General features: G+C 60.7%; 13 protein-coding genes and 1 tRNA gene. 6 read left to right on the top strand and 8 right to left on the bottom strand.

The features are described from left to right. Positions 1-24: 24 nt before the first annotated feature. A complete protein-coding gene (gene parE, locus GAO09_RS00800; RefSeq protein WP_153352173.1) occupies positions 25-2058 on the bottom strand; it encodes a DNA topoisomerase IV subunit B in 2034 nt (677 codons plus the stop codon). Between the two features lie 230 nt (positions 2059-2288). Here parE and GAO09_RS00795 point away from each other — a divergent pair, with 230 nt between their 5' ends. The 4 genes from GAO09_RS00795 (at position 2289) to GAO09_RS00780 (ending at position 6434) form a co-directional block, all read left to right on the top strand. Beyond that, a complete protein-coding gene (locus tag GAO09_RS00795) occupies positions 2289-3179 on the top strand; it encodes an alpha/beta hydrolase family protein (RefSeq protein WP_153352172.1) in 891 nt (296 codons plus the stop codon). Positions 3180-3334: 155 nt separating this feature from the next. Further along, positions 3335-4114, top strand: a complete 780-nt coding sequence (tpiA, locus tag GAO09_RS00790) for a triose-phosphate isomerase (protein WP_153352171.1) — start codon at positions 3335-3337, stop codon at positions 4112-4114. Between the two features lie 108 nt (positions 4115-4222). Then, positions 4223-4663 (top strand): preprotein translocase subunit SecG, encoded by a 441-nt coding sequence (secG, locus tag GAO09_RS00785; protein ID WP_153352170.1) that lies wholly within the window; start codon positions 4223-4225, stop codon positions 4661-4663. A gap of 142 nt (positions 4664-4805) precedes the next feature. Beyond that, complete coding sequence (locus GAO09_RS00780) at positions 4806-6434, top strand: CTP synthase (protein ID WP_153352169.1); 1629 nt, start codon at positions 4806-4808, stop codon at positions 6432-6434. A 55-nt stretch (positions 6435-6489) separates the two neighbouring features. Here GAO09_RS00780 and GAO09_RS00775 read toward each other — a convergent pair whose 3' ends face one another. From GAO09_RS00775 to GAO09_RS00750, 6 genes are all read right to left on the bottom strand, one after another. Further along, positions 6490-7923, bottom strand: a complete 1434-nt coding sequence (locus GAO09_RS00775) for a cryptochrome/photolyase family protein (RefSeq protein ID WP_324184730.1) — start codon at positions 7921-7923, stop codon at positions 6490-6492. Positions 7924-7989: 66 nt separating this feature from the next. Further along, positions 7990-9213 carry a molybdopterin molybdotransferase MoeA gene (locus GAO09_RS00770; RefSeq protein ID WP_153352168.1) on the bottom strand — a complete coding sequence of 408 codons (1224 nt, stop codon included), beginning with the start codon at positions 9211-9213 and terminating at the stop codon, positions 7990-7992. Continuing rightward, complete coding sequence (moaC, locus tag GAO09_RS00765) at positions 9210-9701, bottom strand: cyclic pyranopterin monophosphate synthase MoaC (protein ID WP_153352167.1); 492 nt, start codon at positions 9699-9701, stop codon at positions 9210-9212. The genes GAO09_RS00770 and moaC overlap by 4 nt, the downstream gene beginning before the upstream one ends. Beyond that, positions 9701-10516: an indole-3-glycerol phosphate synthase TrpC gene (trpC, locus tag GAO09_RS00760; RefSeq protein WP_153352166.1), complete on the bottom strand. Its 816-nt coding sequence runs from the start codon at positions 10514-10516 to the stop codon at positions 9701-9703. Before trpC ends, moaC begins: the two co-directional genes overlap by 1 nt. Then, positions 10513-11550: an anthranilate phosphoribosyltransferase gene (gene trpD, locus GAO09_RS00755; RefSeq protein ID WP_153352165.1), complete on the bottom strand. Its 1038-nt coding sequence runs from the start codon at positions 11548-11550 to the stop codon at positions 10513-10515. Before trpD ends, trpC begins: the two co-directional genes overlap by 4 nt. A 24-nt stretch (positions 11551-11574) precedes the next feature. Beyond that, the gene (locus GAO09_RS00750; RefSeq protein WP_153352164.1) at positions 11575-13470 is read right to left on the bottom strand and encodes a peptidylprolyl isomerase; all 1896 of its coding nucleotides are present in this window, start codon (positions 13468-13470) and stop codon (positions 11575-11577) included. Here GAO09_RS00750 and GAO09_RS00745 point away from each other — a divergent pair. Further along, a complete protein-coding gene (locus GAO09_RS00745; protein WP_153352163.1) occupies positions 13469-13741 on the top strand; it encodes a hypothetical protein in 273 nt (90 codons plus the stop codon). The genes GAO09_RS00750 and GAO09_RS00745 overlap by 2 nt on opposite strands. 180 nt (positions 13742-13921) lie before the next feature. Continuing rightward, positions 13922-14284 (top strand): hypothetical protein, encoded by a 363-nt coding sequence (locus tag GAO09_RS00740; protein ID WP_153352162.1) that lies wholly within the window; start codon positions 13922-13924, stop codon positions 14282-14284. Between the two features lie 106 nt (positions 14285-14390). Here the strand turns inward: GAO09_RS00740 and GAO09_RS00735 are convergent. Further along, positions 14391-14480 (bottom strand) — tRNA-Ser (locus GAO09_RS00735). Positions 14481-14525 lie beyond the last annotated feature (45 nt).

Raw genomic sequence — 14525 nt, 5'->3', positions numbered from 1 at the left:
AGAAAAGGCTTTGTCAGGCCTTGATCAGATATCGAGATTTTCCGCGAAGGCAGAGCGTTCCTGAATGAAGCGGAAGCGTGCTTCCGGCTTGGTACCCATCAGATTGTCCACCGCCTCACGCGTACCCTCGAAATCGACATCATCGATGAGAACGCGCAGAAGCGTGCGCTTCTTCGGGTCCATCGTGGTTTCCTTCAGCTGCGCCGGCATCATTTCGCCAAGGCCTTTGAAGCGGCCGATTTCGACCTTCTTGCCCTTGAACATGGTTTCCATCAGTTCCGCGCGGTGGGCATCATCGCGCGCGTAGGCGCTCTTGGCACCCTGGCGAATGACGTAGAGCGGCGGCACGGCCAGATAGAGGTGGTTACCGCGAATCAGCTCCGGCATTTCCTGATAGAAGAAGGTGATCAGCAGCGAGGCGATATGCGCGCCGTCAACGTCGGCATCGGTCATGATGATGACGCGCTCGTAACGAAGATCTTCCTCGCGGTATTTTGTACGCGTGCCGCAACCGAGCGCCTGGACGAGGTCGGCGATCTGCTGGTTGGCCGACAGCTTTTCACGGCTGGCCGAACCGACGTTGAGTATTTTACCACGCAGGGGCAGAATGGCCTGGTTGGCGCGGTTACGCCCCTGTTTTGCCGAGCCGCCGGCCGAGTCGCCCTCGACGATGAACAGTTCGGCGCCTTCAGCGGTATTCTGCGAGCAATCGGCCAGCTTGCCGGGCAGGCGCAATTTGCGCACCGCGGTCTTGCGGTTGACTTCCTTTTCCTTGCGGCGGCGCATGCGCTCTTCGGAGCGCTCGATCACCCATTCCAGCAGCTTGGCCGCTTCGTTCGGGTTGCCGGCAAGATAATGGTCGAACGGATCGCGCAGGGTGTTTTCAACGATGCGTTGGGCTTCGACGGTGGCGAGCTTGTCCTTCGTCTGGCCGACGAATTCCGGCTCGCGGATGAACACCGACAGCATGCCGACCGCAGAGATCATCACGTCGTCGGTGGTGATGTCCTTGGCGCGCTTGTTCTGTGTCAGCTCGGCGTAGTTCTTCAGGCCCTTGGTGAGCGCGATACGAAGGCCTGCCTCGTGCGTGCCGCCTTCCTGGGTCGGAATGGTGTTGCAGTAGGAATGCAGGGCAGGGTCGCCGCCATACCAGGTGATCGCCCATTCCATGGCGCCGTGGCCGCCGGTTTTTTCCGTGCGGCCGGCAAAGATCTCGCGGGTAACCGTAAATTCCTTGCCAAGCGTGGCTGCCAGATAATCCTTCAGGCCACCGGGAAAATGGAAGACTGCCTTTTCAGGAATGTCCCCGCCTTCCGGCACCATGCCGGGATCGCAGCTCCAGCGGATTTCAACGCCGCCGAACAGATAGGCCTTCGAACGGGCCATGCGAAAGATGCGGCCGGCTTCGAATTTTGCATGTTCGCCAAAAATCTGCGGATCGGGATGGAAGCGCACGCGGGTACCGCGACGATTATGAACATCACCGAGCTCCTGCAGCCCACCCTGCGGCATGCCACGGGAAAAGACCTGCTTGTAGAGTTTGCGATTGCGGGCAACCTCGACTTCGAGAACATCCGAAAGCGCGTTGACGACCGACACGCCGACGCCGTGAAGACCGCCGGAGGTCTCATAGGCATCGCCGTCGAATTTGCCGCCGGCATGCAGTTTGGTCATGATCACTTCGAGCGTCGACTTGCCCGGAACCTGCGGATGGTTTTCCACCGGGATGCCGCGACCGTTATCGCTGACGGTCAGAAATCCTTCGGTATCGAGATGCACTTCGATGAAATTCGCGTGGCCGGCCACCGCTTCGTCCATCGAGTTGTCGATGACTTCGGCGAACAGATGGTGCAGCGCCTTGGCATCGGTGCCGCCGATATACATGCCGGGACGCATGCGCACCGGCTCCAGACCTTCGAGAACGCGGATCGACGACGCGCCGTATTCCCCACCGGTCGCCGGCGTCGCCGGCTGAGCGCGAACGGGTTCCGGTGCTGGTTCTTTTGCCTCGGGCTTGGGCTGCGCGGGCATTGCGGCGAAGAGGTCGTTGTCATCCATGGGTGGCGTCGTTACTACCTGTCTGCGTGAGATGGGAGGCGCGATGCGCGGCCGTCCCGATCTTGTGCTGTTTCGAATCGCCCGCAATTCTGCCAGAAAGCGGGCCTTTTCGCGATGCCGCCCGAAAACGGTAACAAAGAACGGTCACAAAAGCGGCTTTTGGCGAAGTGATGCTTTGCCACTCGGTCGAAGGCAAGATTGAAAGGGTCACACTCACCATGAAACGCCGCATGTCCACAGCTCTTTTGTCGCGTGTCTCGCTGGTTCTGGCGGTTTCATTGGGAATAGCCTCACCTGTTGTCGCCGCCGACGGACCGCTGAAACCGTTCAAGGACGAGCTGTTTTCAAAGCAGACCGTGCTGGAAACCAAGGATGGCGGCGCCTTCAAGGTCATCGACTACCAGGAAATGCGTGACATCAACGGCCGTGACAGCGAGCCGGAACGGCGGGTGAAGTCGCCATACGTCTCGCTCGGCGTGCGCCGTTCACAGGAGAACGAAACGCTCTCCATCGGTAGCCGCGGCCTCGACGTCACCCGTGTCGGCAAACGCGATGGCGCGGCTTTTACCGTGATCTTCATCCACGGCCGGGGAGGGGATCGCCGCCTCGGTGCCAACGACTATTCCTTCGGCGGCAATTTCAACCGTCTGAAAAACCTCGCAGTCGAAAACGGCGGCACCTATTATTCGCCGAGCGTTCGAAGCTTCGATGACAAGGGCGTCGCGGATATCACCGCGCTGATCCGTCATGCTTCGGAAAAATCCGGTGGGCGACCGGTCATCCTGACCTGCGCTTCGATGGGCGGCTTCATCTGTGCCGGCATCACGCGCGACAAGGAGGCCGTGCGGTATCTGAGTGGCATGGCGGTGCTCGGCGGTCCGCCGGATCCGGATTTTCCGACGTCGCTTGCCGCAAAGGTACGTATCCCGGTGTTTTTCACCCATGGCAGCGTCGACAAGGTCTACAAGGCCGAAGATCAGATCAGCATTTTCCGCTCGCTGCTGGCCAAAAAATACCCCACTCGTTTCACGCTGTTCAATACCGGCGGCCACGGCACGCCGGTGCGCATGAGCGACTGGCGCGAAATTCTGAACTTTCTCCTGACAAACGCCAGGACCTGACGCCGGTAACCATGGTTTTGAACCGTGTTGACGTTTTCGAATACCAATTTTCTGCCGACTTGGCTAAGTACGGTTTAGTTGGATACGACCGGGCTTGCCGCGGACAAGTTTTTGCATCGGCAAACTGAAACGATAGGGATGAGGACAGGATTTTCATGACGCCAGACATTCGCCCGCTGATTGCCGGAAACTGGAAAATGAACGGCACCCGCGCCGAGCTTGATCAGATCAAGGCCATGGCGGAAGGCGTGAAGACGCCCCTGTCGGAAAAGGTCGAAACGCTTCTCTGCCCGCCCGCGACCCTTCTCTATGTGGCAACAGCACTCTGCGACGATAGCCCGCTGCTGATCGGCGCGCAGGATTGCCACCAGAAGGTTTCGGGCGCCCATACGGGCGATATTTCCGCGCAGATGATCGCAGACTGCTTTGGCACCCATGTCATCGTCGGCCATTCCGAACGTCGCGGTGATCACGCCGAAACCGACCATCTGGTGCGCGCCAAGGCGGAAGCGGCTCATGAAGCTGAATTGACCGCCATCGTCTGTATCGGCGAAACACTGGCCGAGCGCGATGCCTACCAGACGCTCGATGTGCTGAAGCGCCAGATCTTCAATTCCTTGCCGGAAGGCGCCACGGCGGAAAACACTGTGATTGCCTATGAGCCCGTCTGGGCGATCGGCACCGGACTGACGCCGACCAACAGCGATATCGAGGTTGCCCATGCCTTCATGCGCGCCGAACTCGTTGCGCGTTTGGGCGGGGAAGGCGCCGCCATGCGTATTCTTTATGGTGGTTCGGTGAAGCCGGGCAATGCTGGCGAAATCATGGCAATCGAAAACGTCGATGGCGTTCTTGTTGGTGGTGCGAGCTTGAAAGCCGACGACTTTCTTGCCATTTACGCCGCATGTGAACCGCTCGTTGCCGAGGTTGCCTGAGTTAAAGCGCGTAAAACGTGCCGTAAGGGCTTTTAAAGCGCGCGCGCCTCGGCTAAAGAGCCGCAAAGATTTGACTGGGCCTCGGCATCCGGGGCGGACTGGATTGTTATGCAGACCGTATTGATCGTCATCCATCTCCTGATCGTGCTCGCGCTTGTCGGCGTCGTGCTGATTCAGCGTTCCGAAGGCGGCGGCCTTGGCGTCGGCGGCGGCTCCGGCTTCATGTCGGCACGCGGCACGGCCAATGCGCTGACCCGCACCACCGCGATCCTGGCGACGCTGTTCTTCATCACCTCGCTCGGCCTCGGCATTCTCGCCCGTTACGAATCCCGTCCGACCGATATTCTCGATCGTATTCCGGAGCAGCAGCGCGGCACCGGCACCGGTATTCTCGACTCGCTCGGCCCGGCACCGGCAACTCCGCCGGCCAATAATGGCGTACCGTCCGGTGCGGCTCCCGCAGCCGGTAACGGCGCTGCAGCACCCGCTGCCCCGGCCACGCCGGCTCCGGCTCCTGCCGATCCGTCGGCTGTCCCGACCGGACAGTAATACCGGTCGAAAGTTTGAACCTCCGGCAGGCCAAAAGCCTGCCGGTTTTGTTTTGTGCTGATTCTCCCCTGTCGTTTTTCAACAGAAGAACGGACGATTAGGGCTGGCGGAATCATTCTTAAAAAGGTAACCGGTGACTCCCATGGCGCGATATGTATTCATCACAGGCGGCGTGGTTTCTTCCCTCGGGAAGGGAATTGCGGCCGCGGCCCTCGGAGCATTGCTTCAGGCGAGGGGTTACCGGGTTCGGCTTCGCAAGCTCGATCCTTATCTCAACGTTGATCCGGGCACGATGAGCCCGACCCAGCACGGCGAGGTGTTTGTCACCGACGACGGCGCTGAGACGGATCTCGATCTCGGTCACTACGAACGCTTTACCGGGCGCTCGGCGACCAAGACCGACAACATCACAACCGGTCGCATCTACAAGAACATCATCGACAAGGAACGTCGCGGCGATTACCTCGGCGCAACCGTTCAGGTCATTCCGCACGTGACAAACGAGATCAAGGATTTCGTCACCGAGGGCAATGACGACTACGATTTCGTTCTGTGCGAAGTCGGCGGCACGGTCGGCGACATCGAGGCGATGCCGTTCATGGAGGCGATCCGCCAGGTCAAGAACGACCTGCCGCGCGGAACCGCGATCTATCTGCATCTGACGCTGATGCCGTATATTGCTGCAGCCGGTGAATTGAAGACCAAGCCGACCCAGCATTCCGTCAAGGAGCTGCAGGCACTCGGCATCCATCCTGACATCCTGCTGGTGCGTGCCGACCGCGAAATCCCGGAGGCCGAGCGTCGCAAGCTTTCGTTGTTCTGCAACGTTCGCCCGTCGGCGGTCATTCAGGCACTCGATGTTGCCAACATCTATGACGTTCCGATCGCCTACCACAAGGAAGGCCTCGACAACGAGGTTCTGGCCGCCTTCGGCATCGAACCGGCTCCCAAGCCGCGTCTGGATGCATGGGAAGACGTCTCCAGCCGTATCCGTCAGCCGGAAGGCGAAGTCACGATCGCGATCGTCGGCAAGTACACCGGCCTCAAGGATGCCTACAAGTCGCTGATCGAAGCGCTGCATCACGGCGGCATCGCCAACCAGGTCAAGGTCAAGCTTGAGTGGATCGAGTCCGAAGTCTTCGAAAAGGAAGATCCGGCGCCTTACCTCGAGAAGGTCAACGGCATTCTCGTGCCGGGCGGTTTTGGCGAGCGTGGTTCGGAAGGCAAGATCAAGGCGGCGCAGTTCGCGCGCGAGCGTAACGTGCCCTATTTCGGCATCTGCTTCGGCATGCAGATGGCGGTTGTCGAAGCGGCGCGTAACCTCGCCGGCATCGAACAGGCATCCTCGACCGAATTTGGTCCGACCAGCGAGCCGGTCGTCGGCCTGATGACGGAATGGGTGAAGGGCAATGCGCTTGAAAAGCGCGCGGCTGCCGGCGATCTCGGCGGCACGATGCGTCTCGGCGCCTACAATGCCAGCCTGAAGAAGGACACGCGGATTGCCGAGATCTACGGATCGACCGACATTTCCGAGCGTCACCGCCACCGTTACGAAGTCAATGTCGACTACAAGGACAAGCTGGAAAGCTGCGGCCTGGTATTCTCCGGCATGTCGCCGGATGGCGTTCTGCCGGAAACGGTGGAATACCCGGATCATCCGTGGTTCATCGGCGTTCAGTACCACCCGGAACTGAAGAGCCGTCCGCTCGATCCGCATCCGCTGTTCAAGAGCTTTATCGAAGCGGCGCTGGAACAGAACCGCCTCGTCTGAGACGTCTCAGTTCAAAGATCAAAGAAAACCCGGCTCTACGCCGGGTTTTCTGTTTTCAGCTCTTCAAGCCTTTATACGTTGCAAGCGCTCGGTCTCGCGCCATGCCGTGATTGACGACCGGCTTGGGATACGTCTTGCCAAGCTCGACACCGGCATCGGCCAGAACATGGGCCGGCGCCTCGAACGGCTTGTGCATATATTTCTTCGGCAGTTTTTCCAGCTCCGGCACCCAGTGGCGGACGTAATCGCCGCCCGGATCGAATTTCTCGCCTTGCAGGATCGGGTTGAAAATGCGGAAGAACGGTGAGGCGTCGGCACCCGAACCCGCCACCCATTGCCAATTGGCGGTGTTGCTGGCTGGATCGGCATCCAGCAGCGTGTCGCGGAACCATTCTTCGCCGCGCCGCCAGTCGATCAACAGATCCTTGATCAGGAAGGATGCGGTGATCATCCGCACCCGGTTGTGCATATAGCCGGTCTGCCAGAGTTCGCGCATGCCGGCATCAACGATCGGATAACCGGTGAGCCCTTTGGTCCAGGCGGCAAAATCCTTCGCATCGAATTCCCATTCGAACGCATCGAACTTGTCGTCCCAGTTTTTCGTGCGCAACTCGGGAAACTCGATCAGCAGATTGTAGCAGAAATCCCGCCATGCCAGTTCCTTGCGAAAATGCACTAGATCATCCTTGTGGCGTTGCGCCAGCCCATTGGTGGCATGCCAGATGCGGGCAGGGGAGATTTCACCCAGCGCCAGGTGTGGAGACAGTTTTGATGTGGCGTCGGTGCCCGGAAAATCGCGGCCCTGTTTGTAATCGTGCAGATCGGCATCGATCAGGTCTTCGAGTTTTTCCTGCGCACCGGCCTCACCCGGGGTCCAGAATTCTGAAAAACCTGTAGCCCAGTTCGGTTTCGTCGGCAGCAGGTTCCAGCCGTCGAGCAATTCGGAGTGTGGATGCGTATCAGGCGCCGCGATCGTCTCCGGCGCGTCCGTCGGTTCGCCCGGCTCTCCAAGCTTCTGCATGGCGTTCCAGAACGGCGTATAGACCTTGAAGGCGTTGCCTGAGCCGGTCCGGATCGTTTTCGGATCATGCAGCAGCTGGCCATGGAAAGCCTTGATGCCGATGCCTGCGGCCTTCAACGCCAGCGCGATCTCGCGATCCACCGATGTCCGCTCATAGGCGCGATTGACGAACACGCATTCGGCACCGGATGTGCGGGCGATATCCTGCAGCACGTCTTCGGCCGAGCCTGTGCGAAGGCAGAGATCGTTGCCATGCGCCTTCAGGCTTTCCCGCAGCCCCATCAGCGAATGATGCAGCCACCACGCCTGCGCGCCGCCCAGCGGGCCGATATCGGGCTGTTCGGGCTCGCGGATATAGACGCATATGACCGGCCGGTCCGTCTCCACCGCCTCGTGAAGCGCGTGATTGTCGTCGAGCCTCAAATCACGGCGGAACCAGAGAATGACCGGCTTTTTGTCTTCAGCCACGCGGGCCTCCTTGATGTGGATGTCCGGGGCTAAACGCGTGAGCCGGCAAAAGGCTCACGGTGATTCTCAGGGCCGCAGAAGAATGACCGGGCAGGGGCTGCCTTCGGGCAGTTCCGGTGCATGCGGCGGGCGGATGACGAGGCAATCAGATTGGGCGAGGATTTTCATCATCGAAGAGTCCTGCTTGCCATAGGCATCGGCGACAAGCTTGCCGTCATCGTTACGCGACAGTTTTGCCCGCAGAAAATCCTGCCGCAGGTCGTTGCCAGCCAAGGTGCGGGAGGTCAACGCCTCGGCCTCGCGCTTCCGTTCGGGAAGATGCGCCAGCTTTCGCAAGGTCGGCTCGAGAAACAGCAGGCTGCAGACAAGGCTGGCGACCGGATTACCGGGCAGGCCAAGCACCTGCATGTCGCCCAGCGAACCAACCATCAGCGGTTTGCCGGGACGCATGGCGATGCGCCAGAAATCAAGCTCCATGCCGACGGATTTCAATACGCCCTGCACAAGGTCATGATCGCCAACGGAAGCGCCGCCGATCGTCACCAGCACATCGGCGCCAGCCAGACGCGCCATGGAGATAGCCTTTTCGATCTGCGCCTTGTCATCCGGAACAATGCCGAGATCGAGGACTTCGGCACCATTGTCGCGCGCGAGTGCCGCCACGCCAAACGTGTTAGAGGCTACAATCTGTGCGGGGCCGAGCACGGAGCCGGGCTGAACCAGTTCATCGCCGGTCGCGAGGATGGCAATGACGGGTTTTCGATAGACCGGCAGCTTGGCATTGTTGGTGGCCGCCGCAAGCGTCAGCGTTGAAAAATCGAGCTGCATCCCGGCCGACAACACGGCTTCACCCTGCGCAAAATCCTGACCACGGGGGCGGATATGGCGGCCGGGGGTAACGGCGAATGTCGTGCGGATACGGTTGCCGTCGAGCTTTTCCGCATCTTCCTGAATGAGGATCGTGTCCGCGCCTTCCGGTACCGGCGCGCCGGTGAAAATGCGCACGGCCTCGCCGGGACCGATTTCGCCGTCGAAGGCGTGTCCAGCGGAGGCGGTGCCGATCACCGTCAATTCGCTGCCTATCTCCGGCGTGTCGGTCGCGCGGATTGCGTACCCATCCATGGCAGATGCATTGAAGGGCGGCTGGGTCAGATGCGCTGCGACAGGACGCCCGAGAACACGTCCGGCAGCCTCAATCAGCGGCACCATCTCGATCTGGGTAACCGGCCTGGTCAGCGCCGCAAGCCGCGCCTTGGCATCCTCGACGGGAAGCAGACTTGGCTTGTTCATGATTCACGCCGCCAGTTGCCGGATTTGCCGCCGCTTTTGGTCAGAAGCTGAATGCCGCCGATTTCCATGCCCTTGTCCGCTGCCTTGGCCATATCGTAGATCGTCAGGCAGGCGACGGAAACGGCTGTCAGCGCTTCCATCTCGACCCCGGTCTTGCCGGACAATTTTGCGGTGGCCACGACCCGAAGGCCGGGCAGGGCGCCATCCTCCTCGATCTCCACCGAAACCTTGGTCAGCATAAGCGGATGGCAAAGCGGAATGAGGTCGGAGGTCTTCTTCGCGGCCATGATGCCGGCCAGCCGCGCCGTGCCGATCACGTCACCCTTCTTGGCATTGCCTTCGCGGATCAGCGCCAGTGTTTCCGGCAGCATGCGCACGAAACCTTCAGCGGTCGCGATGCGGGTTGTTTCGGCCTTGTCGCCGACATCCACCATATGCGCCTCGCCGGAGGCGCCGATATGGGTGAGAGTGGGCTTGCTGTCGCTCATCACTGCGCTGCCGCGGTGAGGGCGCCACCTTTCAGGAGCAAGCGGGTGGCAGCGGTCACGTCGTCTTTTCGCATCAGGCTTTCGCCGACGAGGAAGGTGGAGATGCGCGAATTCTGCAAACGCAGGCAATCATCATGGGTGAAGATACCGCTTTCGCCGACCAGAAGACGGTCATCGGACACCATCGAAGCCAGACGCTCGCTGACATCCAGACTGACTTCGAACGTGCGCAGATTGCGGTTGTTGACGCCGATCATAGGCGAGGCGAGCTTCAGCGCCCGCTCCATCTCGGCCTCGTCATGCACCTCGAGCAGAACATCCATGCCGAGTTCAAACGCCGTGTCTTCCAGCAGCCGCGCCTCGTCATCGGAGAGCGATGCCATGATGATCAGAATGCAATCGCCGCCCCAGGCGCGTGCTTCATGAACCTGATAGGGTTCGAACAGAAAGTCCTTGCGCAGCGCGGGCAGCGAGCAGGCGTCGCGGGCGGCGGCCAAGAATTCCGGCGCGCCCTGAAAGCTTGGGCCATCGGTCAGCACGGAAAGGCAGGCAGCGCCACCGGCCTCATAGGCTTTGGCCAGCGCCGGCGGATCGAAATCCGGCCGTATCAAGCCTTTCGAGGGGCTGGCTTTCTTGATTTCGGCGATCAGTCCGAATTCGCCGGCATCACGCTTGGCGACCAGAGACCTGTAAAAACCGCGCGGCGCGGACACGCCCTTGGTCATGGCCTTGAGGTCTTCAAGCGACGTCTTAGCCTTGGCTGCGGCGATTTCCTCGCGCTTGTAGGCTTCGATCTTGCGCAGGATGTCGGTCATGCGCCGGCTCCTTCCTTGTCTGCATTCTCGTTGGAAACGGCGATCAGCCTCTCGAGCACGGCTGTTGCCTTGCCGCTATCGAGTGATTCGGAGGCGATGGTCATGCCGTCCATGACATTGTCCGCCTTGCCGGCGATGACGAGCGCCGCCGCGGCATTGCAGAGAGCGATGTCGCGATAGGCATTGCGCGCACCAGCGAGAACGTCGCGCAGGGCCGCTGCGTTGACGACCCCGTCGCCGCCTTTCAGGTCGTCGATAACCGCAGGCTTCACGCCAAAATCTTCCGGCGTCAGCTCAAAGCTGCGGATATTGCCATCTTCCAGCGCCACGACCTGCGTCGCGCCTGTGGTGGTGATCTCGTCCATGCCGTCGCCATAAACGACCCAGACACGCTCGGAGCCGAGATCACGCAGCACTTCGGCGAGGGGCTGAAGCCATTGCGGTGAAAAAACGCCAAGCAACTGACGTTTGGCGCCGGCCGGGTTGGAAAGCGGCCCGAGCAGATTGAAGATCGTGCGTGTGCCAAGTTCGACGCGGCTCGCAGTTACATGCCGCATGGCAGCGTGATGTTTCTGCGCGAACATGAAGCCGATACCGGCTTCAGCGATACAGCGGCCGATCTGTTCCGGCCCGATCTCCAGATTGACTCCGAGCGTGCTCAGCGCATCCGCCGTGCCGGATTTGGAGCTTTGGGCACGGTTGCCGTGCTTGGCAACGGTCACGCCGGCGCCGGCCGTGATGATCGAGGCGAGGGTGGAGATGTTGTAGGTGCCGATACCATCGCCACCCGTGCCGACGATGTCGACGGCATCGGACGGGGCCGAAACCGGCACCATCTTGGCCCGCATGGTGGAAACGGCACCTGCGATCTCATCGACGGTTTCGCCGCGTACGCGCAACGCCATCAAAAAACCGCCGATCTGCGACGGCGTTGCCTCGCCCGACATCAGGATGGTGAAGGCTTCCAGTGCTTCCGGTCGACTGAGGCTCTCGCCGTTGGCGACCTTGGCGATGAACGGTTTCAGGACCGGCATGTGATTTCTCCTCGAGGTCCGCGTTCAGCGCATCGTGGCCAGAGCCTGCTCGGCTGCGGTCTGGTTGATCTGTACGCCAAAATCCTGCTGCAGGCGGGTCACCATCTGGTCGAGCATGTCGTCGCCCGCCGCACGGGCGATCTGCTGGGTCTGCTGGTCGTCGGCACCGCCACCGGCCGCCGGCTGATGGTCAACGGTTGTCACCTTCATCAGGATGCGGCTTTCGCTATCGGCAGCCAGCGCGCTGGCGATCGATTCGACTGGGCCTGCAAAAGCGGCCTGCACGGTGGCCTGGCCGAACACTGCGTCGGTGCTTGCGCGACGAAGTCCCTGCTTGTTTTCAACGGTAATGCCGATCTCGCCGGCAATCGTGGCAAGCTGTTCGCCGCTTTCGAGGCGTTTCTTGTATTCCTCGGCCTTGGCGGCAAGCGCTGCCTTCTGTTGCTCGCCGGTCCAGTCGGCCACGGCTTTTTCGCGCACCTCCGCCAGCGGGCGCTCACGCTCGTCGATCACGTCATCGACGTTGAACCAGACATAGCCGGTATTGCCGAGATTGACCGGCAGGTTGTCGGCACCCACTTCGGCGCGGAATGCCTCGGCGAGGAAATTGTCCGACTGAGGAAGCGTCGCAACGCGGTTGCCTGCCTCGTCATTACCGCTCTGGTCGATGGTGATCGCGGTTGTCTTCAACTTCAGTTCGTTGGCCGCTTCCTGCAGCGTGGCGCCGGTGCCGCGCAAATCGTCGAACTTGTCATGGCTTTCCACGAGGCCGCGCGAGGCAGCGGCAAGCGCCAGCTGGTTGCGGATTTCTTCTTTGACCTCGTCGAAGGTCTTGGTGGTGGCCGGCTTCACATTGGTAACGCGCAGGATGACGGCACCGAACGTGCCCTGGATTGCGGGGCTGGTGCCGCCGTCTGCCGGCAGCGCAAAGGCGGCGGCGCCGACCCTCGGGTCAGGAACCTGTTCCTTGGTGAATTCGCCAAGCAGAACGTCTGCAGGGGTTTTGCCCTGATCCGTCACCAGCTGGTCGAATGTGACAGCGCGCGACGTAAGTTGGCCGGCCGCAGCATCGGCCATTTCCTTGCTCGGGAAGGTCAGCTGTTCGATCGTGCGGGTTTCCGGGGTGCCGAACGTGTCCTTGCGTTTTTCATAATCGGCCTGAACCTGTTCGTCGGTGATCGTGGACGGATCGGCAACGTCGGAAGGCTGCAGCGTCACATAGGTGATCTTACGGTATTCCGGTGCGCGGTAACGCGCCTTGGCGCCCTCGAACCAGGCGGCCAGAACGTCGTCCGTCGGAGCCTTGACCGGCGGGATGTTGGCGTAGGACAGGATCAGGTAATCGAGCGTGCGGGTTTCGTCTGCATACTGACGCAGCGCATCGGTCATGACCGCCGGCGGCGTGAAGCCGTCCGACACCGCATCGACGATCTGGCTGCGCACCGCGATCTTCTTGCGTTCCATGATATATTCGTTCTCGTCGAAACCGACCGAACGCAGGCGCGATGAGAACAGCTGGCGGTCGAACTGGCCATTGCCATCCTTGAAGGCCGGATCCTCGGCAACAAGAAGAGCGAGGCGATCGTCCGACAGGCCAAGTCTCATGTCGGCGGCAAGCTGGTCCAGCGCTGCGCCGGCGGCGAGCTGGCTGAAGACCTGCTGGTCGAGACCGAAGGCACGCGCCTGTTCGGCGGTGAGCTGCGTGCCGAACTGGCGGCTGAGCTGCGACAGCTGACGCTGCATGGCGAGACGATATTCCTGAGGGCTGACCGTCTGGTCTCCGACGGTCATCACCGTGTTCCCGCCGGCCGGCGCCATGATCGAGGCCGAAACACCCCAGATGCCGAATGATACACCGAGCAGCACGAGAAGCGCTTTGGCAACCCAGGAGCGGGAGGCTGTTCTGAGGGAATCGAGCATGGACTACATCACCTTGCGAATTATTGTGCGCCGCCTTTCACGCGGCGGTCGTCTTCGAGAGATTGTCTCTAGAACAAACCGCTACGGAAATGAAGGCATTGCGTGCAAAAGCAATGCACAGGTGTGTTATGCATCATCTGCTGCGGTACCGAGACGGTCCGAGTGCTCAACGCGGCAGGAAATGTCTGCCAAGAAGCAGCCATTCAAAATGGTCTTGGGTTGCCGTGTGTCTGCTGCACGATCAGAAAATTATCCACCGTTGAATGCATGACGAAAGATGGCCTGCCGTCTTTACTCCATGATTGGTGCATAGCGCTTCTTTCGAAGATGCCTCTGAGTGCTCATGACCAGCCTTGCGTCGTTCAGCGTGCGTTAATGGGATTATGTGCATCTTAGCTAAATGTCGCAGGATTTCCTGGTTGGAAATCGCGAGGAAAACAGGACGTGTGCAATGAATAAGACAATTCGCGTCGCAATGATTTTGGCCGTGTCTGCCGGCAGTATTCTTGCGCATACCGCGCCGGCCAGCGCCCAGTGGCGCGATGGCCCGGCGCGCTGGGACGATCGCCGCGGCCCGCCCCCACCGCCGCCACGTCGTCATCACCGCGACCGCGACACCGGCAAGGTTATTGCCGGCGGCCTTGCTGCCGGCGTGATCGGTGGCCTGATCGGTGGCGCGCTTGCCAATGGCAACAACAATGGCCCGCGCTATATCGAGGAGCCGCCGCCGCCGCGTTGCTGGTTCGAGGATCGCCGTGTGCAGAACGCCTATGATGGCGGCTGGCATTACGAAAACGTCCGGGTCTGCAACTGATCGGACGATGATGGTTCTGAGAACAGCCGGCTTTCGAGTCGGCTGTTTTCGTTTGCGCAGCAGAAAGCCGAGTCGGTCGGGAAACAATGGTGTGATCTGGCGGGAATGGCGGAAGAGGTGGGATTCGAACCCACGGTACGGTCTCCCGCACGCCGGTTTTCAAGACCGGTTCCTTAAACCACTCGGACACTCTTCCAAAGAATGACAGGCAATAAAGGCCTGTTCGGCTCGCAGGGATGAA

Source organism: Endobacterium cereale, from assembly GCF_009617585.1.
GTDB lineage: Bacteria > Pseudomonadota > Alphaproteobacteria > Rhizobiales > Rhizobiaceae > Neorhizobium > Neorhizobium cereale.
Note: the sequence above shows the minus strand (reverse complement) of the source record. Positions and strands in the feature narration are given on the sequence as shown.

What these genes read in the sequence shown, in the direction of transcription:
- parE (WP_153352173.1), bottom strand. Translation starts at nt 2,058, where the DNA reads ATGGATGACAACGACCTCTTCGCCGCAATGCCCGCGCAGCCCAAGCCC.
- GAO09_RS00795 (WP_153352172.1), top strand. Translation starts at nt 2,289, where the DNA reads ATGTCCACAGCTCTTTTGTCGCGTGTCTCGCTGGTTCTGGCGGTTTCA.
- tpiA (WP_153352171.1), top strand. Translation starts at nt 3,335, where the DNA reads ATGACGCCAGACATTCGCCCGCTGATTGCCGGAAACTGGAAAATGAAC.
- secG (WP_153352170.1), top strand. Translation starts at nt 4,223, where the DNA reads ATGCAGACCGTATTGATCGTCATCCATCTCCTGATCGTGCTCGCGCTT.
- GAO09_RS00780 (WP_153352169.1), top strand. Translation starts at nt 4,806, where the DNA reads ATGGCGCGATATGTATTCATCACAGGCGGCGTGGTTTCTTCCCTCGGG.
- GAO09_RS00770 (WP_153352168.1), bottom strand. Translation starts at nt 9,213, where the DNA reads ATGAACAAGCCAAGTCTGCTTCCCGTCGAGGATGCCAAGGCGCGGCTT.
- moaC (WP_153352167.1), bottom strand. Translation starts at nt 9,701, where the DNA reads ATGAGCGACAGCAAGCCCACTCTCACCCATATCGGCGCCTCCGGCGAG.
- trpC (WP_153352166.1), bottom strand. Translation starts at nt 10,516, where the DNA reads ATGACCGACATCCTGCGCAAGATCGAAGCCTACAAGCGCGAGGAAATC.
- trpD (WP_153352165.1), bottom strand. Translation starts at nt 11,550, where the DNA reads ATGCCGGTCCTGAAACCGTTCATCGCCAAGGTCGCCAACGGCGAGAGC.
- GAO09_RS00745 (WP_153352163.1), top strand. Translation starts at nt 13,469, where the DNA reads ATGGACTACATCACCTTGCGAATTATTGTGCGCCGCCTTTCACGCGGC.
- GAO09_RS00750 (WP_153352164.1), bottom strand. Translation starts at nt 13,470, where the DNA reads ATGCTCGATTCCCTCAGAACAGCCTCCCGCTCCTGGGTTGCCAAAGCG.
- GAO09_RS00740 (WP_153352162.1), top strand. Translation starts at nt 13,922, where the DNA reads ATGAATAAGACAATTCGCGTCGCAATGATTTTGGCCGTGTCTGCCGGC.